General features: G+C 71.4%; 18 protein-coding genes. 7 read left to right on the top strand and 11 right to left on the bottom strand.

Annotation, left to right across the window (positions count from 1 at the left end; translation table 11 throughout):
- Window positions 1-19: 19 nt before the first annotated feature.
- A complete protein-coding gene (locus tag ABD401_RS04945; RefSeq protein ID WP_344602217.1) occupies window positions 20-649 on the top strand; it encodes a TetR/AcrR family transcriptional regulator in 630 nt (209 codons plus the stop codon).
- 165 nt (window positions 650-814) lie between these two features.
- Here the strand turns inward: ABD401_RS04945 and ABD401_RS04940 are convergent, their stop codons facing one another.
- The 7 genes from ABD401_RS04940 to ABD401_RS04910 form a co-directional block, all read right to left on the bottom strand.
- Window positions 815-1,957, bottom strand: a complete 1,143-nt coding sequence (locus ABD401_RS04940; RefSeq protein ID WP_344602215.1) for an MFS transporter — start codon at window positions 1,955-1,957, stop codon at window positions 815-817.
- 377 nt (window positions 1,958-2,334) lie between these two features.
- Window positions 2,335-2,994 carry a response regulator gene (locus tag ABD401_RS04935; RefSeq protein ID WP_344602213.1) on the bottom strand — a complete coding sequence of 220 codons (660 nt, stop codon included), beginning with the start codon at window positions 2,992-2,994 and terminating at the stop codon, window positions 2,335-2,337.
- Window position 2,995: 1 nt separating this feature from the next.
- A complete protein-coding gene (locus ABD401_RS04930) occupies window positions 2,996-3,961 on the bottom strand; it encodes a sensor histidine kinase (protein ID WP_344602317.1) in 966 nt (321 codons plus the stop codon).
- A 43-nt stretch (window positions 3,962-4,004) separates the two neighbouring features.
- Window positions 4,005-6,053: a SpoIIE family protein phosphatase gene (locus ABD401_RS04925; protein ID WP_344602211.1), complete on the bottom strand. Its 2,049-nt coding sequence runs from the start codon at window positions 6,051-6,053 to the stop codon at window positions 4,005-4,007.
- The gene (locus ABD401_RS04920) at window positions 6,050-6,676 is read right to left on the bottom strand and encodes a response regulator (RefSeq protein ID WP_344602209.1); all 627 of its coding nucleotides are present in this window, start codon (window positions 6,674-6,676) and stop codon (window positions 6,050-6,052) included. Before ABD401_RS04920 ends, ABD401_RS04925 begins: the two co-directional genes overlap by 4 nt.
- A complete protein-coding gene (locus ABD401_RS04915; protein WP_344602207.1) occupies window positions 6,673-11,538 on the bottom strand; it encodes a HAMP domain-containing protein in 4,866 nt (1,621 codons plus the stop codon). The genes ABD401_RS04920 and ABD401_RS04915 overlap by 4 nt, the downstream gene beginning before the upstream one ends.
- 212 nt (window positions 11,539-11,750) lie before the next feature.
- Entirely contained in the window at window positions 11,751-12,803 is a 1,053-nt protein-coding gene (locus tag ABD401_RS04910; RefSeq protein ID WP_344602205.1) for a YihY/virulence factor BrkB family protein, read from the bottom strand.
- A 100-nt stretch (window positions 12,804-12,903) separates the two neighbouring features.
- On the opposite strand from ABD401_RS04910, the gene ABD401_RS04905 reads away from it, so the two are divergent.
- The 4 genes from ABD401_RS04905 (at window position 12,904) to ABD401_RS04890 (ending at window position 16,050) form a co-directional block, all read left to right on the top strand.
- Window positions 12,904-13,542 carry an HAD family hydrolase gene (locus ABD401_RS04905; protein WP_344602203.1) on the top strand — a complete coding sequence of 213 codons (639 nt, stop codon included), beginning with the start codon at window positions 12,904-12,906 and terminating at the stop codon, window positions 13,540-13,542.
- On the top strand, window positions 13,539-14,633 hold the full coding sequence (locus ABD401_RS04900; RefSeq protein WP_344602201.1) for a CaiB/BaiF CoA transferase family protein: 1,095 nt from the start codon (window positions 13,539-13,541) through the stop codon (window positions 14,631-14,633). The genes ABD401_RS04905 and ABD401_RS04900 overlap by 4 nt, the downstream gene beginning before the upstream one ends.
- A gap of 105 nt (window positions 14,634-14,738) precedes the next feature.
- Complete coding sequence (locus tag ABD401_RS04895) at window positions 14,739-15,095, top strand: hypothetical protein (RefSeq protein ID WP_344602199.1); 357 nt, start codon at window positions 14,739-14,741, stop codon at window positions 15,093-15,095.
- A gap of 79 nt (window positions 15,096-15,174) precedes the next feature.
- A complete protein-coding gene (locus ABD401_RS04890; RefSeq protein WP_344602197.1) occupies window positions 15,175-16,050 on the top strand; it encodes an alpha/beta fold hydrolase in 876 nt (291 codons plus the stop codon).
- Here the strand turns inward: ABD401_RS04890 and ABD401_RS04885 are convergent.
- The 4 genes from ABD401_RS04885 to ABD401_RS04870 form a co-directional block, all read right to left on the bottom strand.
- A complete protein-coding gene (locus ABD401_RS04885; RefSeq protein WP_344602195.1) occupies window positions 16,047-16,835 on the bottom strand; it encodes a GntR family transcriptional regulator in 789 nt (262 codons plus the stop codon). The genes ABD401_RS04890 and ABD401_RS04885 overlap by 4 nt on opposite strands.
- Before the next feature lie 91 nt (window positions 16,836-16,926).
- Window positions 16,927-17,796 carry a neutral zinc metallopeptidase gene (locus ABD401_RS04880; RefSeq protein WP_344602193.1) on the bottom strand — a complete coding sequence of 290 codons (870 nt, stop codon included), beginning with the start codon at window positions 17,794-17,796 and terminating at the stop codon, window positions 16,927-16,929.
- A 185-nt stretch (window positions 17,797-17,981) separates the two neighbouring features.
- Window positions 17,982-20,798, bottom strand: coding sequence for a molybdopterin-dependent oxidoreductase (locus ABD401_RS04875; RefSeq protein ID WP_344602191.1), 2,817 nt, complete (start codon window positions 20,796-20,798; stop codon window positions 17,982-17,984).
- Entirely contained in the window at window positions 20,795-22,393 is a 1,599-nt protein-coding gene (locus tag ABD401_RS04870; RefSeq protein WP_344602189.1) for a 4Fe-4S dicluster domain-containing protein, read from the bottom strand. Before ABD401_RS04870 ends, ABD401_RS04875 begins: the two co-directional genes overlap by 4 nt.
- A 120-nt stretch (window positions 22,394-22,513) precedes the next feature.
- Between ABD401_RS04870 and ABD401_RS04865 the strand changes: the two genes are divergently transcribed.
- Together ABD401_RS04865 and ABD401_RS04860 are read left to right on the top strand one after the other, a co-directional pair.
- Entirely contained in the window at window positions 22,514-22,882 is a 369-nt protein-coding gene (locus ABD401_RS04865) for a YidH family protein (RefSeq protein ID WP_344602187.1), read from the top strand.
- Window positions 22,882-23,220 carry a DUF202 domain-containing protein gene (locus ABD401_RS04860; RefSeq protein ID WP_344602185.1) on the top strand — a complete coding sequence of 113 codons (339 nt, stop codon included), beginning with the start codon at window positions 22,882-22,884 and terminating at the stop codon, window positions 23,218-23,220. The genes ABD401_RS04865 and ABD401_RS04860 overlap by 1 nt, the downstream gene beginning before the upstream one ends.

Genomic DNA, 23,220 nt, shown 5'->3' with positions numbered 1-23,220 from the left:
CGACGCTACCCTCCTGATCGTGACGACAACAAGCCCGACCCGGGCGGACGCCCAGCGCATCCGGGTGGTGTCGACCGCGGCGGAGATCTTCAGCCGGCAGGGCTTCCGCGCCACCTCCATGAACGAGATCGCCGCGGCCGTCGGACTCTCGAAGCCCACGCTGTACCACTACTTCCGCAGCAAGGAGGAGCTACTCGTCCGGATCTACTCCGAGGTCCGGGCCGAGAGCGTCGAGGAGGCCCGCGCCCTGGTGGCCGCGGCCCCCTCACCCCTGGAGGCGATCCGCGCGCTGATCGTCGCCCGCGTCGTCTACACCTGCGAGAAGCAGCAGCTGCTCAAGGTCTGCTTCGAGGAGGAGCACGAGCTCCCCGCCCGCCTCGCCGACGAGCTGCTGGCCCGGCGCAAGGAGTTCGAGGACCTGTTCCTCGACGCCGTCACCGCTCATCTCGCTGCCCACCGCGCCGCCCACCCGGACGCGGTCGCCGGCCCGCTGAACGACGTCGTCCCGCGCGTGTACGTGAACACCTGCCTCGGCGCGATCAACTGGTGCTACAAGTGGTACCGCCCGTCCGGCCCGGCCACCCCCGCCGACCTCGGCCGCCAGATCGCCGCGACCCTGACGGCCCCGCTGGTCCCGGCGGCCCTCTGACCGACGCCCCGGCCTGACTGTCAAAAAAGGGTGACACCCCTTACTGCGCAGTAAGGGGTGTCACCCTTTCATGTCCACAGCTGTCGTCCACAGCTTCCGGCGGCGCCAGAGGGGGGCGGCGCCAGAAAGGGTGTCACCCCTTCTGGCGGGCCGAACGGCGAGAGGTCAGCGCTCGAAGGCGAGGAGGCTGGCGAGGGACGGGAGCTTGACCTCGGCCTGCTTGATCGCGCCGACGAGGCCGAGGGTGCAGCCGACCGCGAGGGCGGCGAGGGCGTAGGAGGCGTTGACCGGGGCCAGGGCGACGGCGGCGCCGACGATCCAGCAGACCTGGAAGCCGACGGCGTAGCGGACGACGACGCGGCGGCGGCCGGCCGGGCACGTCAGCTGCTGGGTCAGGCCGTCGAAGGCGACCTTGCCGGCGGCCCAGGCGAACGCGGAGCTGAGCGCGACCGCGAACGACCACACCGCGCGCCCGTCCCACGCGGCGGAGGCGGCGGTGAAGGCGAGCACGGCGAGCAGGGCCGGGGGCAGCGCCCACATCGGCATGAACGGGCGGGCGGCGCCGGCGGTGAACGTGCCGAGCGCGCCGCCGATCACGGCCGCGGCGACCAGCGCGGAGAACAGCGCCGGGTTGCCCTTGGCCGAGAAGGCGAGCAGGAAGGTCAGGAAGCCGGTCGCGAACCGGATGACGGCCAGCGCGACGCCGGCGCCCACGGTGCGCGACGGCAGGCGGGCCGCGTCACCGTCGATCGCGAGGTCGCGGTCGACGGCGTCGACCGCACGCTCACCCGGCACCCGCGGCAGGACCACGAGCGCGGAGAGCGCGTAGGCACCGACGGCGACGACCAGCGCGCCCGACGAGGCGCCGGTCAGCGCGACGACGGCGGTGGCGATGCCGGCGCCGATCGCGCTGGCGATGTTCACCGTCGCGGACAGCCAGGTGTTCGCCCAGACCAGCGAGCGCTCCGACGGCAGGATCTCGGGGACGTACGCGGTGCGGGCGATGCCGTGCACCCGCGACGTCACCAGCAGCGCGAGGGCCAGCGGGTACAGCGCGGCGGTCTCGACGCCCCCGATCAACGCGGCGGCGAGGCCGACGCGGATCGCCGAGGCGAGGAAGAGCGTGTGCCGGAGTTGCTTGGCGTGCCGGGCGAGCAGCCCGTCGACGACCGGCGTGAGCAGCGCCACCGGCAGCATCGCCAGCGCCAGGTAGAGCACGACCTGCTGGCGCGCGGCGTCACTCGGCGCCGTGAAGAAGATGGTGTTCGCGAGCGCGATCGCCACCATCACGTCGCCCGCGGCGTGCATCGCGACCGCCGCGGTCAGACGATGAAAAGGGCGAACGAGCCTACGGTTCCCCCGAGCGGACACAGCGTCTGACACGCCGTCCGCAGCCGCCCCCGTATTGCTCATGTCAGTTGGGTACCACGCGCGATCGCTCTTACGCGGTCGTGTGACCAACTTGTAGGTGAACGCTGGGGACATTTCGCTTGGACGCGCGGAACGGTCTGTCCGTTCCTGGGCGGATTGATCCCCGACGCCCACGTCGACCGTCTCCCTCCCGTTCGGCGTAACCCCCGCCACCAGAGTTATCGGCCGCGATGTGCGCAACCTGTGGGCCAGGTCACCGGAAGATGAAAGGTGCGACTCACAGCCGCCGGTCAGGCTGGGAGAACGGTCAGGAACTAGGGCTCGATGAGGCCGGCGCGGATCGCGTACCGGGTCAGCTCGGTGCGGTCGCGCATCCCGAGTTTCGCGAGGATGTTGGCGCGGTGGCGCTCGACGGTCTTGACGCTGATCGTCAGCGCCTCGGCGATCTCCTTGTTGGAGTGGCCCTCGGCGATCAGCTTCACGACCTCGTCCTCGCGCGGGGTGAGGGCACCGCCGGGCAGAGGCTCGCCGCGCCGGTTGCGGTCGAGCACGTCGCGGACGAGGACGCTGAGCGCGCCGGCGTAGACGAACGGCTCGCCGCGCATCGCCGCGCGGCAGGCGGAGATCAGGTCCTGGTCCGCGACGGACTTGAGGACGTAGCCCGACGCACCGACCTTGAGCGCCTCGAAGAAGTACTGCTCGCTGTCGTACATGGACAGCAGGAGGATCCGCATCGTCGGGAAGCGCCGGTTGAGCTCCCGGGCAGCCTGGAGGCCGGTCATCCGGGGCATGGCGACGTCGAGCACGGCGAGGTCGATCTCGTGCTCCTTGGCCGCGGCGACCGCCTCCGCCCCGTCGTTCGCCTCGGCGACGACCGCGAGGTCGGGCTCGGCGTCGAGGATCAGCCGCACCCCGCGGCGGACGAGGACGTGGTCGTCCGCGAGCAGGATCCGCACCGGAGCTTCTGACGCCATGTCAGCCCACCTCGGCCCGGGGCCGGACCGGGACGACCATGCGCACCTCGGTGCCGCCGCCCGAGCGGGAGCCCACCCGCAGGTCGGCGCCGACCAGCAGCGCCCGCTCCCGCATGCCGCGGATCCCGGCGCCGTCCTCGGCCCCGCGCAGGCCGTGGCCGTCGTCGGCGACGCGCAGCACGACGGCGTCGCCCTGCCGGGACAGGGACAGCTCGACGCGGCTCGCCCCGGAGTGCCGGGCCGCGTTCGTCAGCCCCTCCTGCGCGACGCGGTACACGACCAGCTCGGCCTGCGGGTCGAGCGCGGGCAGGCCGGGAGCGAACCCCCGCCGGACCGGCAGGCCGGTGTTCTCGGTGAACTCCGAGGCGAGCGCGGCCAGAGCGGAGAGCAGGCCGAGGTCGTCGAGGACGCCGGGGCGCAGGCGGCGGGCGACGCGGCGGACCTCGTCGAGGCTCGCCCGTGCGGAGTCCTGTATCAGCTCGAGCTCCTCGGACAGCTGCGGCGGCGCCTGGTCGGCGACCCGCTTGAGCCCGAGCAGCACGACGGTGAGCGACTGACCGATCTCGTCGTGGAGCTCGCGCGCAATCCGGGCCCGTTCGGCCTCGGTCGCCGCGAGGGCGGCGGCCGCGCTCGCGCTGCGCTCGGCCTCCAACCGGTCGAGCATGGCGTTGTAGCTCGCGACCAGCGCCGCGACACCGCCGCTGCCCGCGTCGGCCGGGGACACGCGCTGCCCGGGCCGCAGCAGGTCGACGCTGCTCATCTGACGGCTGAGCCGGTCCAGCGGGGCCAACCGGTTGTGCAGCAGCAGTCCGTTGGTCACGAGCATCACGGTCAGCCCGACCGCCAGCACGATCGCCTCGGAGAACACGACCCGGGTCGACACCGTCGCCGGCGACAACGCCAGCGCGGCGGTGCCCACCACGAACACCGCTCCGTTGATCGCGATGACCCGCCAGAACAGGGGCAGGTCGAAGGACTTCCGCACGCCCCCATCCTGACGTGCGGACCGGTCAGAGCGTCGGCGCCGCGGCCTGGACGACGAGGACCGCGAGGTCGTCGCGGGGGGCACCGGAGGCACCGAAGTGCCGGCAGGCGGTCTCGACGACGCCGGCGAGCTCGGACGCCGTCGCGGTGTGGGCGGCGCGCAGGGTCGTCAGGAGGTTGTCCTCGCCGAAGAACTCGCCGGCCTCGCCGCGGCGCTCGGTGACGCCGTCGGTGTAGAGGACGAGCGACTCCCCCGGCGCGAGCTGAACCTCGTCGTCCGAGACGTCGATGTCGGACAGGACGCCGAGCAGCGACCCACTGGTGCCGACGAACCGCACGCGGCCGCCGCCGGCGGGGTCCCCGGCGACGTGGACGGGCGGCGGGTGGCCGGCGCTGGAGAACCGCACGGCGATGCCGTCGCCGCGGCGGCGGACCGTGCCCAGGACGACCGTGCAGAGACGGCCCCGGTCGCCGAGGCCGAGCAGGGTCTCGTTGAGACGGGACAGGGCGATCTGCGGGCTCGCGCCGTCGCGGACCAGCATCCGCAGGACCTCGCGCGCGATGCCGGTGATCGCGGCGGCCTCGGCGCCCTTGCCGCACACGTCACCGATCGCGATGCCGCACCCGCCGCCGGGCAGCGGGAAGACGTCGTAGAAGTCGCCGCCGACCTCGGTGCCCTCGCCGCCGGCGGCGTAGCGAGCGCCGAACTCACACCCCGTCACCTCGGGCAGGTCGCGGGGCAGGAGCCAGGACTGCAGGCCTTCCGCGATCGCCGTCTGCTCCTCGTAGAGCCGGGCGTTGTCGAGGGCGAGGGCGGCGGTGCGGGACAGGTCCGCGAGCAGCGCGAGGTCGTCGACGACGAAGTTCCGGCCGGCGTCGCCGCCGACGAGCAGCAGGCCGAGCATGCGCCCGCGGGCGGTGAGCGGAAGCACGAAGCACTCGCCGCCGATGCGGGGGTCAATGCCGCAGATCGCGGACAGGCTCTTCGGCGCCGGCGGCTGCGCGAGCACGCCCTGCCGGACCTGGGTCGCCAGCCACGCGCGAGTCTGCGGACCGGAGAGGTGGGACTGCATCGACTCGACGACCGACTCGTCGGCGTGCGCGACGGCCTCCAGCACCGGGTTGCGGCCGAACAGCGTCCACACCGCGGCCCAGGTGGCCAGGCGGGGCACCGTGAGGCGGGCGGCGAGGGTCGCCGTGAGCTGAACGTCCAGCGTCCCCGCGAACATCTCGCCGGCCTCGGCGAGCAGGGTCAGCGAGCCCCGGGTGCGCCGGGCGACGGCCTTCGCGTGCTCGTCGCGCAGGATCACCCCGACCCGCTCCGCGACCAGGCGGACGAGCGCGAAGTCGTCGGCGTCCGCGGGCAGGCGCCCGAGCACGAGGGCGCCGAGCACCGCGCCGTCGGCGCCGGGGAACGGCACCGTCGGCCAGTCCTCGGCCAGGCCGCGGCAGACCGCCTCCGGGTCGGGGCCGGGGGTGTCGTCGTAGGCGACGAGCACCGACCAGTCCGGGTCGGCCGGGCCGCGCGCGACCACCCAGCCCCGGTCCAGGTGCAGACCCTCGACGACGCGGGCGAGCAGTTCGGAGACCAGGCGCTCGGGGCCGAGTCGCTGCTCCAGGTCGGGGGCGAGACCGAGCAGGAACGCGAGGTCGCGCCGCGGCGGTGCGACGGACGCCGGGCGCGGGGTCGCGCCCTCCGGGCCGGGCTTGCCGAGTTCGAACCACACGGTCTTGCCCTCGGGGCCGTTCCGCGTCCCCCACGCCGAGGAGAGCGCGTCGACCAGCCAGATACCCCGGCCGCCCTCCCGGTCGTCCCCGGGCGTCGCGCCCATCAGCACCCGGCCGTCCCCGCGGTCGGAGACCTCGACACGCAGCCGGTCGTCGGCGACCTCGACGCGCAGGTCCACCGCGGTCCCGCCGTGGACGAGCGCGTTCGTCACGAGCTCAGTCGTGAGCAGCAGCGCCTCGTCGAGAAGGTGGTCGAGACCGGCGTCGGTCACGGCGCCGCGCACGATCTGACGCGCGGTGGCCGGGGACCGGTCCTCCGGCGCGAGCGTCGCGGAGACCGGCGTCACGCAGGCACCTGCGGCGTCGGCAGCGACGCCACCAGCGCGTCGACCGCCACCAGCGCGTTGCGGGCGGCCGCGACGGCCTTGTCCTCCCCCGTCGCCTCGGCGGCGGAGAGCGCGGCCCGGGCGGCGTCGAGGGCGGCGCGGGTCAGCTGGGGCAGCGACGTCGACCCGAGCACCGCCTCCGCGGCGGCCAGGCGCTCGGCCTGGGCGGCGAGTTCCTTGCGCCGCTGGTACAGCTCGATGAACACACCGACCTTGGCGCGCAGCACCCACGGGTCGAACGGCTTGAACAGGTAGTCGACCGCGCCGGCGGCGTAGCCGCGGAACGCCTGGTGCCGTTCCCCGTCGATCGCCGTGAGGAAGACGATCGGGATGTTCTGCGTCCGCTCGCGGGCCTTGATCTGCGCGGCGGTCTCGAAGCCGTCCATGCCCGGCATCTGGACGTCGAGCAGGATCAGCGCGATCTCCTTGCGCAGCAGGTGCTTCAGCGCCTCGGCGCCGGAGTTCGCGCGAACCAGCTCGTGTCCGAGGCCGGAGAGGATCGCCTCCAGCGCGAGCAGGTTCTCCGGCCGGTCGTCGACCAGCAGGATCGAGACCCCGGAGTCCGTCGGCGGGTGCCCCGTCACCGCGCCGACCCGTCCGTCGACGCCCCGGCCCGTTCCTCGGGCTTCTTGCCGACCAGCCACGAACGCATCACGGTCAACAGTTTGTCGAGGTCGACGGGTTTGGTGATGTAGTCACTCGCCCCGGCGAGCAAACTCTTGTCGCGGTCGCCCGGCATCGCCTTCGCCGTGAGGAACAGGATCGGCAGCTCCGCGAACGCCGACTTCTGCCGGATGCGTTCGGTCGTCTCGTTGCCGTCCATCTCCGGCATCATCACGTCCATCAGCACCAGGTCGACGCTCGATCCGTGCTCCTCCAGCAATTCGATGCCCGCGCGGCCGTTGTCCGCGTAGAGCACCGACATGCCGTGCATCTCCAGGGCGCTGGTGAGCGCGAAGACGTTGCGGACGTCGTCGTCGACGATCAGCACCGTCGAGCCGCGCAGCGGGTCGTCCACGCCGAGCTCGATCGGGGGCCGGACCGCCCGGGAGAGCATCGGCACCTTCGGCAGCCGGGCCGGGGTCGCGCTCCGCGACTCGGTCGCCTCGACGATCTCGAACGGGAAGTCCGCCGGGACGTAGATGGTGAACGTGCTCCCGACCCCCTCGGCGCTCTCGACGGCGATCGCCCCGCCGAGCAGGCGGGTGATGTTCCGGGAGATCGAGAGCCCGAGACCGGTGCCGCCGTACTTGCGGCTGGTCGTGCCGTCGCCCTGCTGGAACTCCTCGAAGATCAGGCCGAGCTTCTCGGCCGGGACGCCGACACCGGTGTCCGAGACCGAGAGCGCGACGACGGTCTCCGCGTTGTCGAGCGTCGGCACCGAGTGCCAGAGGTCCTTCGGCGCCGGGAACATCGAGAGCTGGACGCGACCGTGCTCGGTGAACTTGATCGCGTTGGAGATCAGGTTCTTCACGACCTGCTGGAGCCGCTGCTCGTCGGTGACGATCGTGGCGGGCAGGCCCTGCGCGATGTCGACGACGAACTCCAGGCCCTTCTGCTGCGCCTGCGGGGCGAACGTGCTCCGCACGAACGACCCCAGCTGCGTGAGCAGGATCGGAGCCGGGTGCAGCTCCATCTTCCCGGCCTCGACCTTGGACAGGTCGAGGATGTCGTTGATCAGGTCGAGCAGGTCGGAACCGGCGCTGTAGATCGTCCGCGCGAACTCGACCTCCTTCGCCGTCAGCGTCGAGGACGGGTTGTCGATCAGCAACTGAGCCAGGATCAGAAGACTGTTGAGCGGCGTCCGCAGTTCGTGGGACATGTTCGCGAGGAACTCGGACTTGTACTGCGACGCCCGTTCGAGCTGCTCGGCCTTCTCCTCCAGCTCCGCGTTGGTGCGCTGCAGCTCGACCGACTGGACCTGCAGCTCCTGCGCCAGGCCCTGCGACTGCTCGAGCAGCGCCTCGGTGCGGACGTTGGCGATGATCGTGTTGAGCACGACACCGATCGACTCGACGAGCTGCTCGAGGAAGTCGATGTGGACGTCGGAGAAGCGGCCGAAGCTCGCGAGCTCGATGACGCCGAGCACCTGCTCCTCGAACAGGACCGGGACGACGAAGACGTCCGCGGGCCGGGCCTCGCCGAGGCCGCCGCGCACCGGCAGGTAGTCGGCGGGGACGTCCCGGACCCGGCGCGAGCGCTTGTCCGCCGCGGCCTGCCCGATGAAGCCCTCCCCGAGCGCGAAGCGGGTGTCGGCGGCGGGGATCCCGTAGCCGGCCGCGAGGCGCAGGCCCTGCCCGTCCTCGCGCGAGTCCATCAGGTAGAACGCGCCGTGCACGGCCTCGACGACCGGGGTGACCTCACTCATGATCATCTGCGTGACGGCCTGCAGGTCGCGCTGACCCTGCATCCGACCGCCGATGCGGGCGAGGTTCGACTTGAGCCAGTCCTGCTGGGCGTTGATCTCCGTCGTCGACCGCAGATTCGCGATCATCTGGTTGATGTTGTCCTTGAGCTCGGCGACCTCGCCCGACGCCTCGACGGTGATGTTCCGCGTCAGGTCGCCCCGGGTGACGGCGGTGGAGACCTCGGCGATCGCGCGGACCTGGGTGGTCAGGTTCCCCGCGAGCTGGTTGACGTTCTCGGTCAGGTGCCGCCACGTGCCGGAGACGCCGGCGACCTCGGCCTGACCGCCGAGGCGGCCCTCGGTGCCGACCTCGCGCGCGACGCGGGTGACCTCGGCGGCGAAGGCGGAGAGCTGGTCGACCATCGTGTTCACGGTCGACTTCAGTTCGAGGATCTCGCCCTGCGCGTCGACGGTGATCTTCTGACTCAGGTCGCCCTGCGCCACCGCGGTGGTGACGAGGGCGATGTTGCGGACCTGCGCCGTCAGGTTCGACGCCATGTAGTTCACGGAGTCCGTCAGGTCGCGCCAGGTGCCCGAGATCCCCTTGACCTGGGCCTGACCGCCGAGGCGCCCTTCCGTGCCCACCTCACGGGCGACCCGGGTGACCTCGTCCGCGAACGAGGAGAGCTGGTCGACCATCGTGTTCACGGTCGACTTCAGCTCGAGGATCTCGCCCTGCGCGTCGACGGTGATCTTCTGGCTCAGGTCGCCCTTCGCGACCGCGGTCGCGACCTGCGCGATGTTGCGGACCTGGCCGGTCAGGTTCGCCGCCATGTAGTTCACGTTGTCGGTCAGGTCGCGCCAGGTGCCCGAGACACCCTTCACCTGGGCCTGGCCGCCGAGGCGTCCTTCTGTACCGACCTCACGGGCGACACGGGTGACCTCGTCGGCGAACGAGGACAGCTGATCGACCATCGTGTTGATGGTCTGGGCGAGGGCGGCGACCTCGCCCTTGGCGTCGACGGTGATCTTCTGGCTCAGGTCGCCCTGCGCGACGGCCGTGGTCACCTGGGCGATGTTGCGGACCTGGCTGGTCAGGTTCGCCGCCATGCCGTTGACGTTGTCGGTCAGGTCGCGCCAGGTGCCCGAGACGCCGGAGACCTGCGCCTGGCCACCGAGCTTGCCCTCGGTACCGACCTCACGGGCGACGCGGGTGACCTCGTCGGCGAACGAGGACAGCTGGTCGACCATCGTGTTGATGGTGTTCTTCAGCTCGAGGATCTCGCCCTGGGCGTCGACGGTGATCTTCTGGCTCAGGTCGCCCTTCGCGACCGCGGTGCCGACCTGCGCGATGTTGCGGACCTGGGCGGTCAGGTTCGCCGCCATGTAGTTGACGTTGTCGGTCAGGTCCTTCCAGGTGCCGGAGACGCCGCGCACCTGGGCCTGGCCGCCGAGCTTCCCCTCGGTGCCGACCTCACGGGCGACGCGCGTGACCTCGTCCGCGAACGAGGACAGCTGGTCGACCATCGTGTTGATCGTCGACTTCAGTTCGAGGGTCTCGCCCTTCGCGTCGACCGAGACCTTCTGGCTCAGGTCGCCCTGCGCAACCGCCGTCGTGACCGCGGCGATGTCGCGCACCTGGGCGGTCAGGTTCGCCGCCATGCCGTTGACGTTGTCGGTCAGGTCCTTCCACGTCCCGGCGACGCCGGGGACGACGGCCTGACCGCCGAGCTTGCCCTCGGTTCCGACCTCGCGGGCGACGGTGATGACCTGCTCGGCGAAGAGTTTCAGAGTGTCCGTCAGATCGTTGATCGTGTCGGCGAGGGCCGCGACCTCACCGGCCGCGTCGACGGTGATCTTCTGGTTCAGGTCACCGCGGGCGACCGCGGTGATGATCAGGGCGATGTTGCGGACCTGGCTGGTCAGGTTGCCCGCCATCGAGTTCACCGAGTCGGTGAGGTCCTTCCAGGTGCCGGCGACGCCGGGCACGTCGGCCTGGCCGCCGAGCTTGCCCTCGGTACCGACCTCACGCGCGACGCGGGTGACCTCGTCCGCGAACGACGAGAGCTGGTCGACCATCGTGTTCAGGGTCTCGGCCAGCGCCGCGACCTCGCCCTTGGCGTCGACGGTGATCTTCTGGCTGAGGTCGCCGCGCGCGACCGCGGTCGCGACCTGCGCGATGTTGCGGACCTGGTCGGTCAGGTTGGCCGCCATCGAGTTCACCGAGTCGGTGAGGTCGCGCCACGTGCCGGCGACGCCGCGGACCTCGGCCTGGCCGCCCAGCTTGCCCTCGGTCCCGACCTCGCGGGCGACGCGGGTGACCTCGTCGGCGAACGAGGACAGCTGGTCGACCATCGTGTTGACGGTGTTCTTCAGCTCGAGGATCTCGCCCTGGGCGTCGACGGTGATCTTCTGGCTCAGGTCGCCCTGGGCGACGGCCGTGGTCACCTGGGCGATGTTGCGGACCTGGCTGGTCAGGTTGCCGGCCATGGAGTTCACGGACTCCGTGAGGTCACGCCACACGCCGGAGACGCCCCGGACCTGGGCCTGACCGCCGAGCTTGCCCTCGGTACCGACCTCACGCGCGACGCGGGTGACCTCGTCGGCGAACGAGGAGAGCTGGTCGACCATCGTGTTCACGGTGGTGCCGATGCGGAGGAACTCGCCCTTGACCGGCTGGCCGGCGATCTCCAGCGCCATCTTCTGGCTCAGGTCGCCCTCGGCGACGGCGGCGATGACGCGGGCCACCTCGGTGGTGGGACGGACGAGGTCGTCGATCAGGGAGTTGATCGCCTCGGCGCCGACGCCCCAGTCGCCGTCCGCGCCGACCTCGTCGATGCGCTCGGTCATCCGGCCCTCGCGGCCGATGACGCGGCTGGCGCGGACGAGTTCGCGGGTGCGGCGCTCGTGGAGGACGGCGAGCTCGTTGAGCCGGGACATCACGGGGCCGAGCTGACCCTCGCGGGGTTCGAGGCGCACGGTGAAGTCACCGGCGCAGAGGGAGTCGAGAGCCTTGACCAGGTCCGCGATGTCGCGGGCGAGATCCGGGTCGAGCGAGCGTGTGGACCGCGCGGGCTGCACCGGGGTGTCCAACGCCATGGCAGTCTCCCTCCGCCGGGCACCGGCCCCGGCTTCTGGACTACCTCACCACGAACACAGCGGCCCCGCCGCCCGTGCGGGCGGCGGGGTTCTGCATGGTGAGACCGGCAGGACGACACGCGCCGTCGGCAGACGACACGTGAGCGTCGGCGCGACGCTTACCCCGCGCGGAAGTGGGTAAACCTGTCCCTTTTGCGGTTCACCCGATCGGGTCAGCGCCGGTGGCCGGCGGAGGCGGAAACCTGCTGGTCAGCGCCGTTGCGGGCGTCTTCCCCGTCGTCCGAGACATTCTCGGAATCGAGCACGGTCTGGCCGTCCTCGGTCGTGACGGTGGAGTCGATGTCCTGACCCTCGACCATCTGGCGCTCGTCGGCCATGTCCTCGAGCAGGCGGTGGTCCGCCTCGGTGGCGGGAGCGTCGATCAGGGCGCGCGGCCAGTAGTGCCGCTTGAGAACGACGTTGATCTGGGCGCCGAACAGCGTGAGCTGCGACTGCAGGTAGAACCACCACAGGATGGTGATGACGGTCGCGAACGTCCCGTACGTCTCGGACGCACTCGACAGGTGCCGGGTGATGATCACCGAGGACAGGGCGCCGAGGAGCCAGAAGCACACGCCGGCGAAGACCGCGCCCGGGACCACGTCGCGGGTGGTGATCTGGCGGTCGGTGAGCATGCGGAACGCCAGGACAAACAGGCCGATGTCCACGACGATCGCGGCGGCGTACCCGAGGAGCCGGCCGAGCGGACCGAGGTCGATCGTCGGGTCGTTGCCGGACACGAAGCCGAGCAGGAAGGTGCTGCCGACCAGGCCGACGCCGATCGTGCCCATCGCAAGCAGGCTGCGCTTGAGGGACTCGACGAGCTTGGGGCGCTCGACCTGCGGGACCTCCCAGACGGCGTTGAACGCGTCCTGGGTGATGCGCACGACCGCGGACCCGCTCCACAGCGCGGCGAGCAGACCGACGATCAGGGCGAGGGCGCTGCCGTTCAGGCCGCCGATCGAGGACGGGTCGAGCAGCGGGAGGTAGCCCGCGATCTGCTCCAGGACCCGTTTCTTGTCCTCCTCGGGCAGCACGTAGCCGAGGACGGTGATCGTGGCCAGCATCAGCGGGAAGATCGAGAAGAACGCCCAGAAGGCCATCATCGAGGCCAGGTTCGAGGACTTGTCCTCACCGAACTTCTTCACCGTCGCGATCGGGATCGCGAGCGCGGGCTTCTGCTGCTGCGCCTCGTCGAGGCGGCTCAGGCGGCCTTTGAGTCCCATGCGGACAGCCTGCCCCTCCCGGGCGGGGGAATGCACGGCGGCGGGGCGCAGACGAGGGGCGTGTGCGAGGCGTCCGCCACAGTCCGGGAGGATCGGACGTGTGCGTGGCCTGATCGTGGACTGGGGCGGAGTGCTGACCTCCGGGGTGTTCGACGCCTTCGACGCGTTCTGCGCGGCCGAGGGCCTGCCCCCGGGGCGCATCGCGGACGCCTTCCGCAACGAGCCCGCCGCGCGCGAACTCCTGGTCGAGTTCGAGTGCGGCCGGATCTCCCCCGCCCAGTTCGAGGCCGGACTCGCCGCCCACCACGGCGTGGACCCGGAGAACCTGCTCGACCGCCTTTTCGTCGGCGGCGCGGACTCGGTCGACGTCGCGATGCACGACGCGGTCGAGGCCTTCCGCCGCGCGGGCGTGCGCACCGCGGTGCTGTCGAACTCGTGGGGCACGGACCGCTACGACCGCTCCCGGTGGGACGCGATGTTCGACGCCGTCGTCCTGTCCTGCGAGCACGGCGTCCGCAAGCCGGACCCGGAGATCTACCCGATCGCGCTCGACGCGATCGGCCTGCCGGCCGCGGAGTGCGTCTTCGTCGACGACATCGGCGGCAACCTCAAACCGGCCCGCGCGCTGGGGATGACGACGATCCGGCACACCGACGCCGCGTCGACGATCGAGCAGCTGGAACGAATTTTCGGAATCGCCATTGCCGGCGATCGTGCTGTGAAGGAAGGGCAACGATGAGCGGACCTCTCACCGGGCTGCGGGTGCTGGAACTCGGCGGGATCGGACCCGGTCCGCACGCCGCGATGATGCTGGCGGACCTCGGCGCCGACGTCGTGCGCGTGGACCGCCCCTCGGGTGGCCTCAAGGTCGCGCCGGGCGCGCGGGACTGGATGCTGCGCAACCGCCGCCGCGTCGACGCGGACATGAAGACCGAGGACGGCATGGCGACGATGAAGGCGCTGCTCGACGCCGCCGACGTCGTCATCGAGGGCTTCCGCCCCGGCGTCGCCGAGCGCCTGGGCATCGGCCCGGCCGACGTGCACAAGACCAACCCGGGTCTGATCTACGCCCGCATGACCGGCTGGGGCCAGGACGGCCCGTGGGCCAAGGTCGCCGGCCACGACATCAACTACATCAGCGTCACCGGGATGCTGAAGGCGATCCAGAAGGGCGACAGCGGCCCCGTCCCGCCGCTGAACATGGTCGGCGACTTCGGTGGCGGCTCGATGTTCCTCGTCTTCGGCATCCTCGCCGCGCTGTACGAGCGCGAGAAGTCGGGCCAGGGCCAGGTCGTCGACGCCGGCATCGTCGACGGCACCATGACGCTGGCTCAGATGGTTTGGGGCCTGATGGCCGGCGGCGCCTGGACCGACCAGCCCGCGGCGAACCTGCTCGACACCGGGTGCCCGTTCTACGACACGTACCAGTGCTCCGACGGCGAGTGGATGGCCGTCGGCTCGCTCGAGCCGCAGTTCTACGCCGAGTTGCTTCGGGGCCTCGGCCTCGACGGCGAGGACCTGCCGAAGCAGGGCGACCGCTCCGGGTGGCCGACGCTGCGGGCGCGGTTCACCGAAGTCTTCGCCTCGCGGACCCGCGACGAGTGGACGAAGGTCTTCGAGGGCACCGACGCCTGCGTCACCCCCGTCCTGTCGTGGGGCGAGGCCGCGCAGCACCCGCACATTGTCGGCCGCGGTTCGCTGATCGAGGTCGACGGCGTGACGCAGGCCGCCCCGTCGCCGCGGTTCTCCCGCTCCGCCCCCGCGACCCCCACCCCTCCCCCGGACTCCTCCGTCCCCCTCGACGAGGTCCTCACCTCCTGGAAGCGCTGACCCCCTGCACAAGAGATGTCATCTCCAATGCAGATGACATCTCTTGTGCAGATGACATCTCTTGTCCAGGGCATCGCGGCGTACGCACCGGGTAGTCCTGCTCGCATGGACGCGACGACGGACCACACCTCCCCGCACCGGCCCCGTTCCCTGGTGAAGCGGCTGGTGCGCGTGATGCGCCGCAACACCGAGGCGCCGGCGACCGACAGCGCGAACGCGGTGCGGATCGACGACGTCGCCCCGGACTGGACCCCGCCCGTGCAGCCCGACGTGGACGGCCCGCAGACCTGGGCCGACCTGGACGCGGCGCGGGTGCCCAAGGCGCGCCACGCCGGCAACGACCCCGTCCAGCTGCCGGGGAGCCGCGCCGAGGCCGGAGGCCCGCCGGTCTACGCCGACCCGGAGATGGTCAACCCGGCCGCGGCGGAGAAGATGCGCCCGCTGTTCCGGCGCGAGCGCTGAGCCCCACGTCAGGAACGCCACAGTACGAATTCGTACCCTCGTCGCCCGCTCGCGCGCCCGACGTGGTGTCATGTGAACCATGAATAGTCCGGAGCGCATCGACCTGCCCGGGGCAGGGCTCCGGCTGGCCGCGGACGCCGCGGGGCCGGAGGACGGTCTGCCCGTTCTGCTGCTGCACGGCGGCGGCCAGACGCGCCGCTCGTGGGGCCGCGCACTGCCGGCGCTCGCCGAGGCCGGCGCTCGCGCGATCGCGGCGGACCTGCGGGGCCACGGCGACAGCGACTGGGCGCCCGACGCCACCGCGTACCGCCCGGAACATTTCGCGGCCGACGTCGTGGCCGCCGTCGAGTCGATCTCGGAGAACAGCGGCGGCCGCCCGGTGCTCGTCGTGGGCGCCAGCATGGGCGGCGTGGCCGCGCTGGTCGCGGCTCCGCAGCTCGGGGACCGGCTGACCGGCCTCGTGCTCGTCGACGTCGTCGCCAACATCCGGATGGACGGCGCCCGCCGCGTCCTGGATTTCATGAAGAGCGCGCCCGACGGCTTCGCGACGCTGGAGGAGGCGGCCGACGCCGTCGCCGCCTACCTGCCGCACCGGCCGCGCCCGTCGGACCACGAGGGCCTCAAGCGCAATCTGCGCCGGCGCCCCGACGGCCGCTGGGTCTGGCACTGGGACCCGCGCCTGGTCACCGCGGACGCCCTCGACCGCGTCGAGGAGGTCCACAACGGCCAGCTCGACGACGCGGCCGCGGCGGTCCGCGTCCCGACCTTGCTGGTGCGCGGGTTGCTCTCCGACATCGTCGACGAGGACGGCATCGCGCACCTCAAGGGCCTGATCCCGCAGCTGGAGGTCGTCGACATCGCGGATGCCGCCCACACCGCGGCCACCGACGACAACGACGCGTTCGTCGCCGCCGTCCTGGAGTTCACGCACCGCGTCGCGGCCGGCGCCCGCTAGGAGCTCTCGGCCCCGCGCATCCCGGCGACGTCGACGCGGTAGCCGGCGTTGCCCGGCCACTCCGCGGAGAGGCTGAAGCGGTCGCCGCGGATCAGGCTCTCGCGGAACTCCAGCGGCCGGCCGTCGAGGCAGCCGATGCGGGTGACGGCGAGGACGGCGACGTCGGCCTTGATGCCGAGCAGGCGCCGGGTCGGGGCGTCGGCGACGAGAGCCGTGATGCTCTCGCGGCCGCCGTTGAGGCGGATGCCCGTCAACCGGGCCATCTCGCCGTAGAGGCTGGTGTGCTCGAACGTCCCGCCGAGCAGGGGTTCGCCGACCTCGCGCGGGAGCCAGCTGCGGTCGAGCGCCAGCGGTTCGCCGTCGGCGAGACGGAGGCGCTCGAGGAGGACGAGGTCGGACTCGGGGTCGACCCCGAGGGTCTGCGCGACCTCGGCGTTCCGGCGCAGTTCGAGGACCCGCACCTTGCTCCGCTGCTCGACCCCGGTGGCCTCGACCGAGCGGAACAGCGAGTACAGCGCGCCGAGCGGCTGCTCGATGGCCGCGTGCCGGACGGAGCTGCCGCGGCCCCGCGTCGAGTCGACGACGCCGGAGGCCCGCATCCGGCGCAGGGCCTCCCGGACGGTGTGCCGACTGACGCCGTACTGCTCGGCGAGCTCGTGCTCGCCGGGGAACGCGGTGTCGAACGCCCCGTCCGCCAGGCGCCGCTGCAGGTCCTCCTCCAGCTGCGCCCACAGCGGACGCGAGGAGGAACGGTCCAGCTCGCGCGGCGCCGCGGGGCTGGACATGAGTGGCACACCTCCGCGGCGGGGACCGAACGCCCCAGGGTACTGCGCGGGGACGCCTCCCGAGCGGGGTTGCGCGCCCGTCGGACCTCGGTCAGAAGTGGTTGCAGACGTACGCGTCGCCGCTGCGGAAGCCGCGGTCGAACCACGCCGACCGCTCGTTCGCCGTGCCGTGGTGCAGCTTCGAGGAGGTCTCGGTGTCCCCGAGGGCCCGCAGCGCGCGCCGGGCGTCGGCAACGTCCTTGGAGTTCAGGGAGCCGTTGGCGACGGCGGCGCGGACCCAGATCCCGGCGAGGCAGTCGGCCTGCAGTTCCTGCTTGCTGACCTTGGGGTCGGCGATGCCGATCGTGTGCTGGATGTGGTGGCCGAACTCGTGGGCGATGATCGCCGCGACGCCGCCCTTGTTGTAACGGGCGTAGATCGCGCCGTGCATCCAGCCCGACGCCAGGTACACCGTCTTGTCGCCGCGGCAGTAGAACGCGGGGTAGGCCTTCTTGGAGTCGGCCGGGTTCGCGACCGCGCGGCCGCACTTCGACATCGCCGACTTCCCCGGGGCCGCGACGACCAGGCGCGGGCCGCTGTAGCGGACGCCCGCGCGCGAGAGCGCCGAGACCCACCAGTTGTCGATCGTGTTGATGATCCCGCGCTGGTAGCTCGCGTACTCGACGAGGCTGATCCCCGCCGTGGCCGGCTTCGCGGGCGCGGTCGAGACGGTGGGCTTCGCGTTGCTCGTCGTCGGCGCGACCGCCTTCGCGGGCTGCGCGGCCGCCGCCTCCGGGGCCGCCGCGGCGGCGGGGGCCGGGGCCTGGGGCTGCCCGATCGCCCCGTCGGACTCCGCGATCGCGGCCGAGTGCATCGGCTGGTCGGACCGGAACTGGCCCTCCGCCGCGAGCACCACCCCGCCGACGAGACCCAGCACGGCCACGGGCACGGCGATAGCCGTCACCACACCCGGAATCCGCATGCCGGAGCCCCCTTCTTGACGAGGTGATTCTCCGCGAGCGGGGCCCCGAAACCGACCGAGGTTGTCCGGGTTTGACCGCGTCCTTACTCCCGGACCCTCACCGAACCCCGGCCTTGAAGATCGCTAACGGCCCCCGTTGCGTCCGAAGATGTGGTCGCAATAGCAGCCACATCGTCGGACGTCCGCTATGTCTCGACGCGGAAGGCGCGGCGGCGGGGCTTCACCGGGCGCATCAAAAACTCGGGGCGGCGCTGGCCGCCGGGGCCGAGGGTGGCTCGGGTCTTGGCGAGCCACTCGCGGTACATCTCCATCGACTTCGCGGTGTCGACGTAGACGTCGCCGTACTGGTCGGTCGCCTCGGCGGGGGTCATCCGGACCTTCTGGAGCCAGCACTGCTGACCCGACCACGGGTCGGCCTGGACGGCGAAGGCGAGGTTCTGGTGCACGCCGGGGTCGGTCCACCAGATGCGCTCGGAGTCGGGGTCGTCACTCGTGAAGGGCTGGATCCCGCCGCGGTAGCGGAGGAAGAACGAGTCCGGTCCGTCCGGGTGGGAGATGTCGACCAGGCCCTGCGCCCAGCGGCTGCCCTCGGTGTCGTGCAGGCGCCAGCGGCCCATGTGGTGGCTGAGCGCGCAGACGCCCGGGCGGATCGCCTCGGTCACCCACACGCGGGGGACGAAGTAGCCGATCGACGTCCGCAGCCGGACCAGGTCGCCCGTCTTCACCCCGTGCCGCGCGGCGTCGACGGAGTTCAGCCACAGCGGATGGCTGTTCGAGATCTCGTTGAGGTACTTCGCGTTGCCGGACCGGGTGTGGATCAGCGTCGGCAGCCGGAACGTCGGGACGAGGACGAGGTCGCCGGCAGTCAGGTCGATCTGGTCGGCCGCGACGTGGGAGCGGATGTACCCGGGGGTCGCGTGCTCGGGCCAGCCCCAGTCACGCATCGCCTCGGAGTACAGCTCCAGCTTCCGGCTCGGGGACAGCCAGCCGGCGGTGACAGTGCCGTCCTCGTGCTGGACACCGACCGCGCCGGCCTCGCCGATCAGCGGCGGGACTGAGTCCCCGTCAGTCGGCTTGCGGAGCACGCCCCGCTCGTCGGGGACGGCGTTCTCGAGCTCGGCCTCGGTCAGCGGGCGCTCGTCCTGCCGGTAGAGCTGGTCCGCGACCTCGACGACGCCGTAACGGCGCATGTACTCCAGCGGGGTCAGGCCCTCCCGCTCGGCCTTCTCGGGCAGGTTCGGGACGCGGTTCTCGAAGATCCACCGGTAGTACTCGTCGACCGTGACTTTCTCGCCCGGGCGGTACTTGGATTCGAAGTGCTGCCGGATCCCCATCGACCCGTCGGGGTCGATGCGCCACGACAGCTCGAACCAGAGCTCGTTCTCCTCCCACACCTCGCCCGGGTTGGCGTCGCGGGTGTCGGCGTAGGGCATCCCGAGCTTCTCCATCGCGACGCGCTTCACCGGCTGGCGGAAGCCGAGCCACCGGCTCGAGTGCGTCTCGTAGGAGTGGGTGTCGTGGCGCTCGGGCGCGTGACCCATCGGGAGGATGTAGTCCGCGAACTCGGCGGTCTCCGACCACGTCGGCGTCAGCGCGACGTGGCAGCGGACCTTGCTCTCGTCCGTCAGCGCCTTCATCCAGGTGAACCCGTCGGGGTAGGTCCAGATCGGGTTGAAGACGCGGCTGAAGTACACGTCCATCACGCCGCGGCCCTCGGCGAGGAAGTGCGGCAGCAGGATCGACATCTCGTTGCAGGCCAACGGGTACTCCGGCGGCCAGTGCAGCTCGTTCCAGTGGTCGTGCGCCGGGACGTCGGGGCCGTGCGGGATGAACTTGTTCCACCCGTTGGGCGCGGTGCCGCCGACGGTGCCGATGGACCCGGTCAGCGCGAGCACGAACCACAGCGCGCGGCTGACCGCCCAGCCGCCGTAGTTCCCGGCCGCGGCGCTGCGCCAGATGTGCGCGGAGAGCCGGTGGTCGCAGTCGGCGACGATCTCCGCGATCTCCCGGATCTTCTCCGCCGGCAGCTGCGACTCCGCCGCCGCGAACTCGAAGGTGTAGTCGGCGTAGTCCGCCTCGAGGCAGTCGAGGAACTCCTCGAACGTCGACTTCTCGGGGTGCAGGTTCTGCAGGTAGACGTCCCAGTTGAACCAGCGTCGCAGATAGGCCTCGTCGATCTGACGGGTCTTCAGGAGGTGGCTCGCGATCGCGAGCAGGATCGCGGCCTCGCTGCCGGGCCACGGGGCGAGCCAGACGTCAGCATGGGAGGCCGTGTTCGACATCCGCGGGTCGACGACGATCAGTTTCGCCCCGGACTGCTTGCCCTCCATGATCCGCTGCGCGTGGGGGTTGAAGTAATGCCCGGTCTCCAGGTGACTGGAGAACAGCAGGATCACCTTGGCGTTGGCGTGATCCGGGCTCGGCCGGTCGTAGCCGCCCCACAGGGTCTGGCCCAGACGCGCGCCGGACGAGCAGACCTGCGTGTGGGAGTTGTGCCCGTCGATGCCCCAGGCCTGAAGCACCCGCTCGGCGAAGCCGTCCTCACCGGGACGCCCGACGTGGTACGCGACCTCCTCGTGGCGGTTCTCCGAAATCGCCTTGCGGATCCGGCCGGCGATGTCGTCGAGGGCTTCGTCCCAGCTGACCTGCTGCCACTGGCCGCCGCCACGCTCCCCCACCCGCTTGAGCGGGTGCAGGATCCGCTCCGGGTCGTGAACCTGGTTGACCGTCGCCGGGCCCTTGGCGCAGTTGCGGCCCCGGGAGCCCGGGTGCGCCGGGTTGCCCTCGAGCTTCTTGATCGACAGGTCGTTCTTGTCGACGTAGGCGAGCAGCCCGCACGCGGACTCGCAGTTGAAGCACGTCGTCGGGATCAGCATGTACTCCCGCGGCACCTTCCGCGGGTGGGCCTTCGCGTCGTACTCGACGTGGTTGTCCCAGTTCTCGACCGGCGGGAAGTTCCGCAGGTGCTCGTGGGTCCGGTGGCCGGGCAGTTCGGTGGTCATGAGAGCGGCACGTCCTGTCCCGCGCGGACGAACACGGACTCGTACATCAGCAGGGCGACCTGGACGCCGATCCCGCCGGCGAGCGCGGCGCCGAGGTTGTCCCCGTCCCAGGCGAACATCGCGACCGCCGCCGAGACGAACGCGAGGGCGAGAGAGCCGAGGAACATCGGCCGGTACTGACCGTGCGTCACCAGGTGGGCCGCGGCGCTCGCCTGCTTCGTCTCGTGGGAGGCGTAGAACTCCACGATCGCGAACGCGATGTGCAGGACGGTCGCGACCACGAGGCAGCGGACGACGACCTGCTCGAACCCGGGGCCCTCGGGCGTGAGGGTCGGCACGCGGTCGTGCCACCCGTCGCGGCTGCTCGGGTCCGCACCGAAGGCACCGAGCAGGATCGCGAGCACGCCCGCACCGACCATCACGGCCTGCGCGAGCAGGTGCGGGAACAGCAGCTTGGACTGCCACAGGTCACGGCCCTCGGCCTGGGCGAAGAGGAAGGCGGTGTACCCGGCGGCCATCACCGCGGCGGGGATCGAGACGTAGACCAGTACATCGACCAGCTCGTACGGATAGCCGACGTTGCCGGATTCGGCGAACAGCCCGACCGCCAGCCACGCGCTCGCGACCGCGCCGAAGGCGACCAGGGCGAGGGATCCCTTGAACAGCCAGGACGTCCAGTTGCCCTTGGTGAAGATGTAGAGGAACCGCTCAGGGCGCTTGAGGTCGGCGATCAGGAGCACACCGGTGACGGCGACGCCGACCAGACCGATGAGCGGGGCCCAGACGGTCTGGTAGCGGCCGAGGTTCTCGTCGAGCAGGACCGCGAGCGCGACGACCAGCAGGGCGCCGGCCGCGATGCCCTTCGTCCAGAGGTAGGTCGTGACCCGCCAACCCCACGGCCGGGGGTGGGCGGTGTTCAGCGTCGTGACGGCGGGGCCGTCGAGGCTCGGCGCGGGCGGGGGGAGGTGCTGCGCGACCTCGGCCCGGTGAGGGTCGGGCTGGGAGTAGATGTACGCCTGATCCGCCGGGGCCTGGAGTGGGTCGAGGACCGGGATCGAGGCGCCGATGTAGAAGACGTTCGGGCCGGTCTTCTGCTCGGGGGCGCGGACGCGCGTCGGGTTCTCGGCGATCAGTTGCGAGATGCCGGAGTTCTCGTCCTCCAGGTCACCGACCCAGATCGAGTGGGTCGGGCACACGACGACGCAGGCGGGCTCGAGGCCCTCGTCGACCCGGTGCGCGCAGAAGTTGCACTTCGCCGCGGTGTGGGTGTTCTCGTCGATGTAGATCGCGTCGTACGGGCAGGCCTGCATGCAGGACTTGCAGCCGATGCAGTTCTCGCTGTCGAAGTCGACGATCCCGTCCGAGCGCGTGAACAGCGCATGCGTCGGGCAGATCTTCACGCACGGGGCATCCGTGCAGTGGTTGCAGCGCATGACGCCGAAGTCGCGGGTGTTCTCGGGGAAGGTGCCCGAGTCGACGTACTTGACCCAGGTCCGGAACTGCCCGACCGGGATCTCGTGCTCGGTCTTGCACGCGACCGTGCAGGCGTGGCACCCGATACAGGTGCGCTGGTCGATCGCGAATCCGTAGCGCATGAGTGCGGTCTCCCGGGCGGTCGGGGTGCGCTGATTTGTACGTACAATATGCTGGCTGGAGCCGTGGCGCCATTCGATCGGGCGTGCGGAACCGATTGAACCCCCGCCCGGGGAGGTCACATGGACCAACACGCCCCCGACCCACGACCGGCCCAGGACGACTACGACCTGGACTACCGGTTCACGCTCGCGAACGAGCGGACCTACCTCGCCTGGCTGCGCACGGCCCTGGGGCTGCTGGCCGGCGCGGTCGCGCTCGTCCACCTCGTCCCGCAGGCCGGGGACGAGGCCGACAACGCCGAGCGCGGGATCGGGTTCGCCCTCGCACTGCTCGGCATCGCCGTCACGCTCGGCAGCATGCGACGCTGGCAGACCGTCCAACGGGCGATGCAGCGGCACGAGAACCTGCCGGCGTCACGGGCGCCGATCTACCTCGGGCTGGCCGTCGTGGCGGTCGGGATCGCCGTCGTCGTGCTCCTCGCGCGCTGATGCGCCTGACCCCGGTCTCCGGTCCGCGCGGACGGCTCCCCGGCCTGCCCGCGCAGCGGACGATGCTGGCCTGGGACCGGACCGCGCTGGCCCTGATCGCCCACGGCGCGTTCGTTCTCGTCCGCAACCCCACCGACGGCAGCCCGGCCCGGATCGTCAGTGCGGCGCTGTCCCTCGCGCTCGCGCTGCTGGTCGCCGGCCTCGGCCGCCTCCGCGCCCGCGAGATCGGCGACAGCGACCGGACCCGCTACGCCCGCGTGCCCACCCGACCGCTGATGATCCTCACCGCCGGGGTCCTGCTCCTCGGCGTCGCCGACCTCGTCGCGATCCTCCACTGA

Source organism: Sporichthya brevicatena, from assembly GCF_039525035.1.
GTDB lineage: Bacteria > Actinomycetota > Actinomycetes > Sporichthyales > Sporichthyaceae > Sporichthya > Sporichthya brevicatena.
This window is presented reverse-complemented; position numbering and strand designations above follow the sequence as displayed.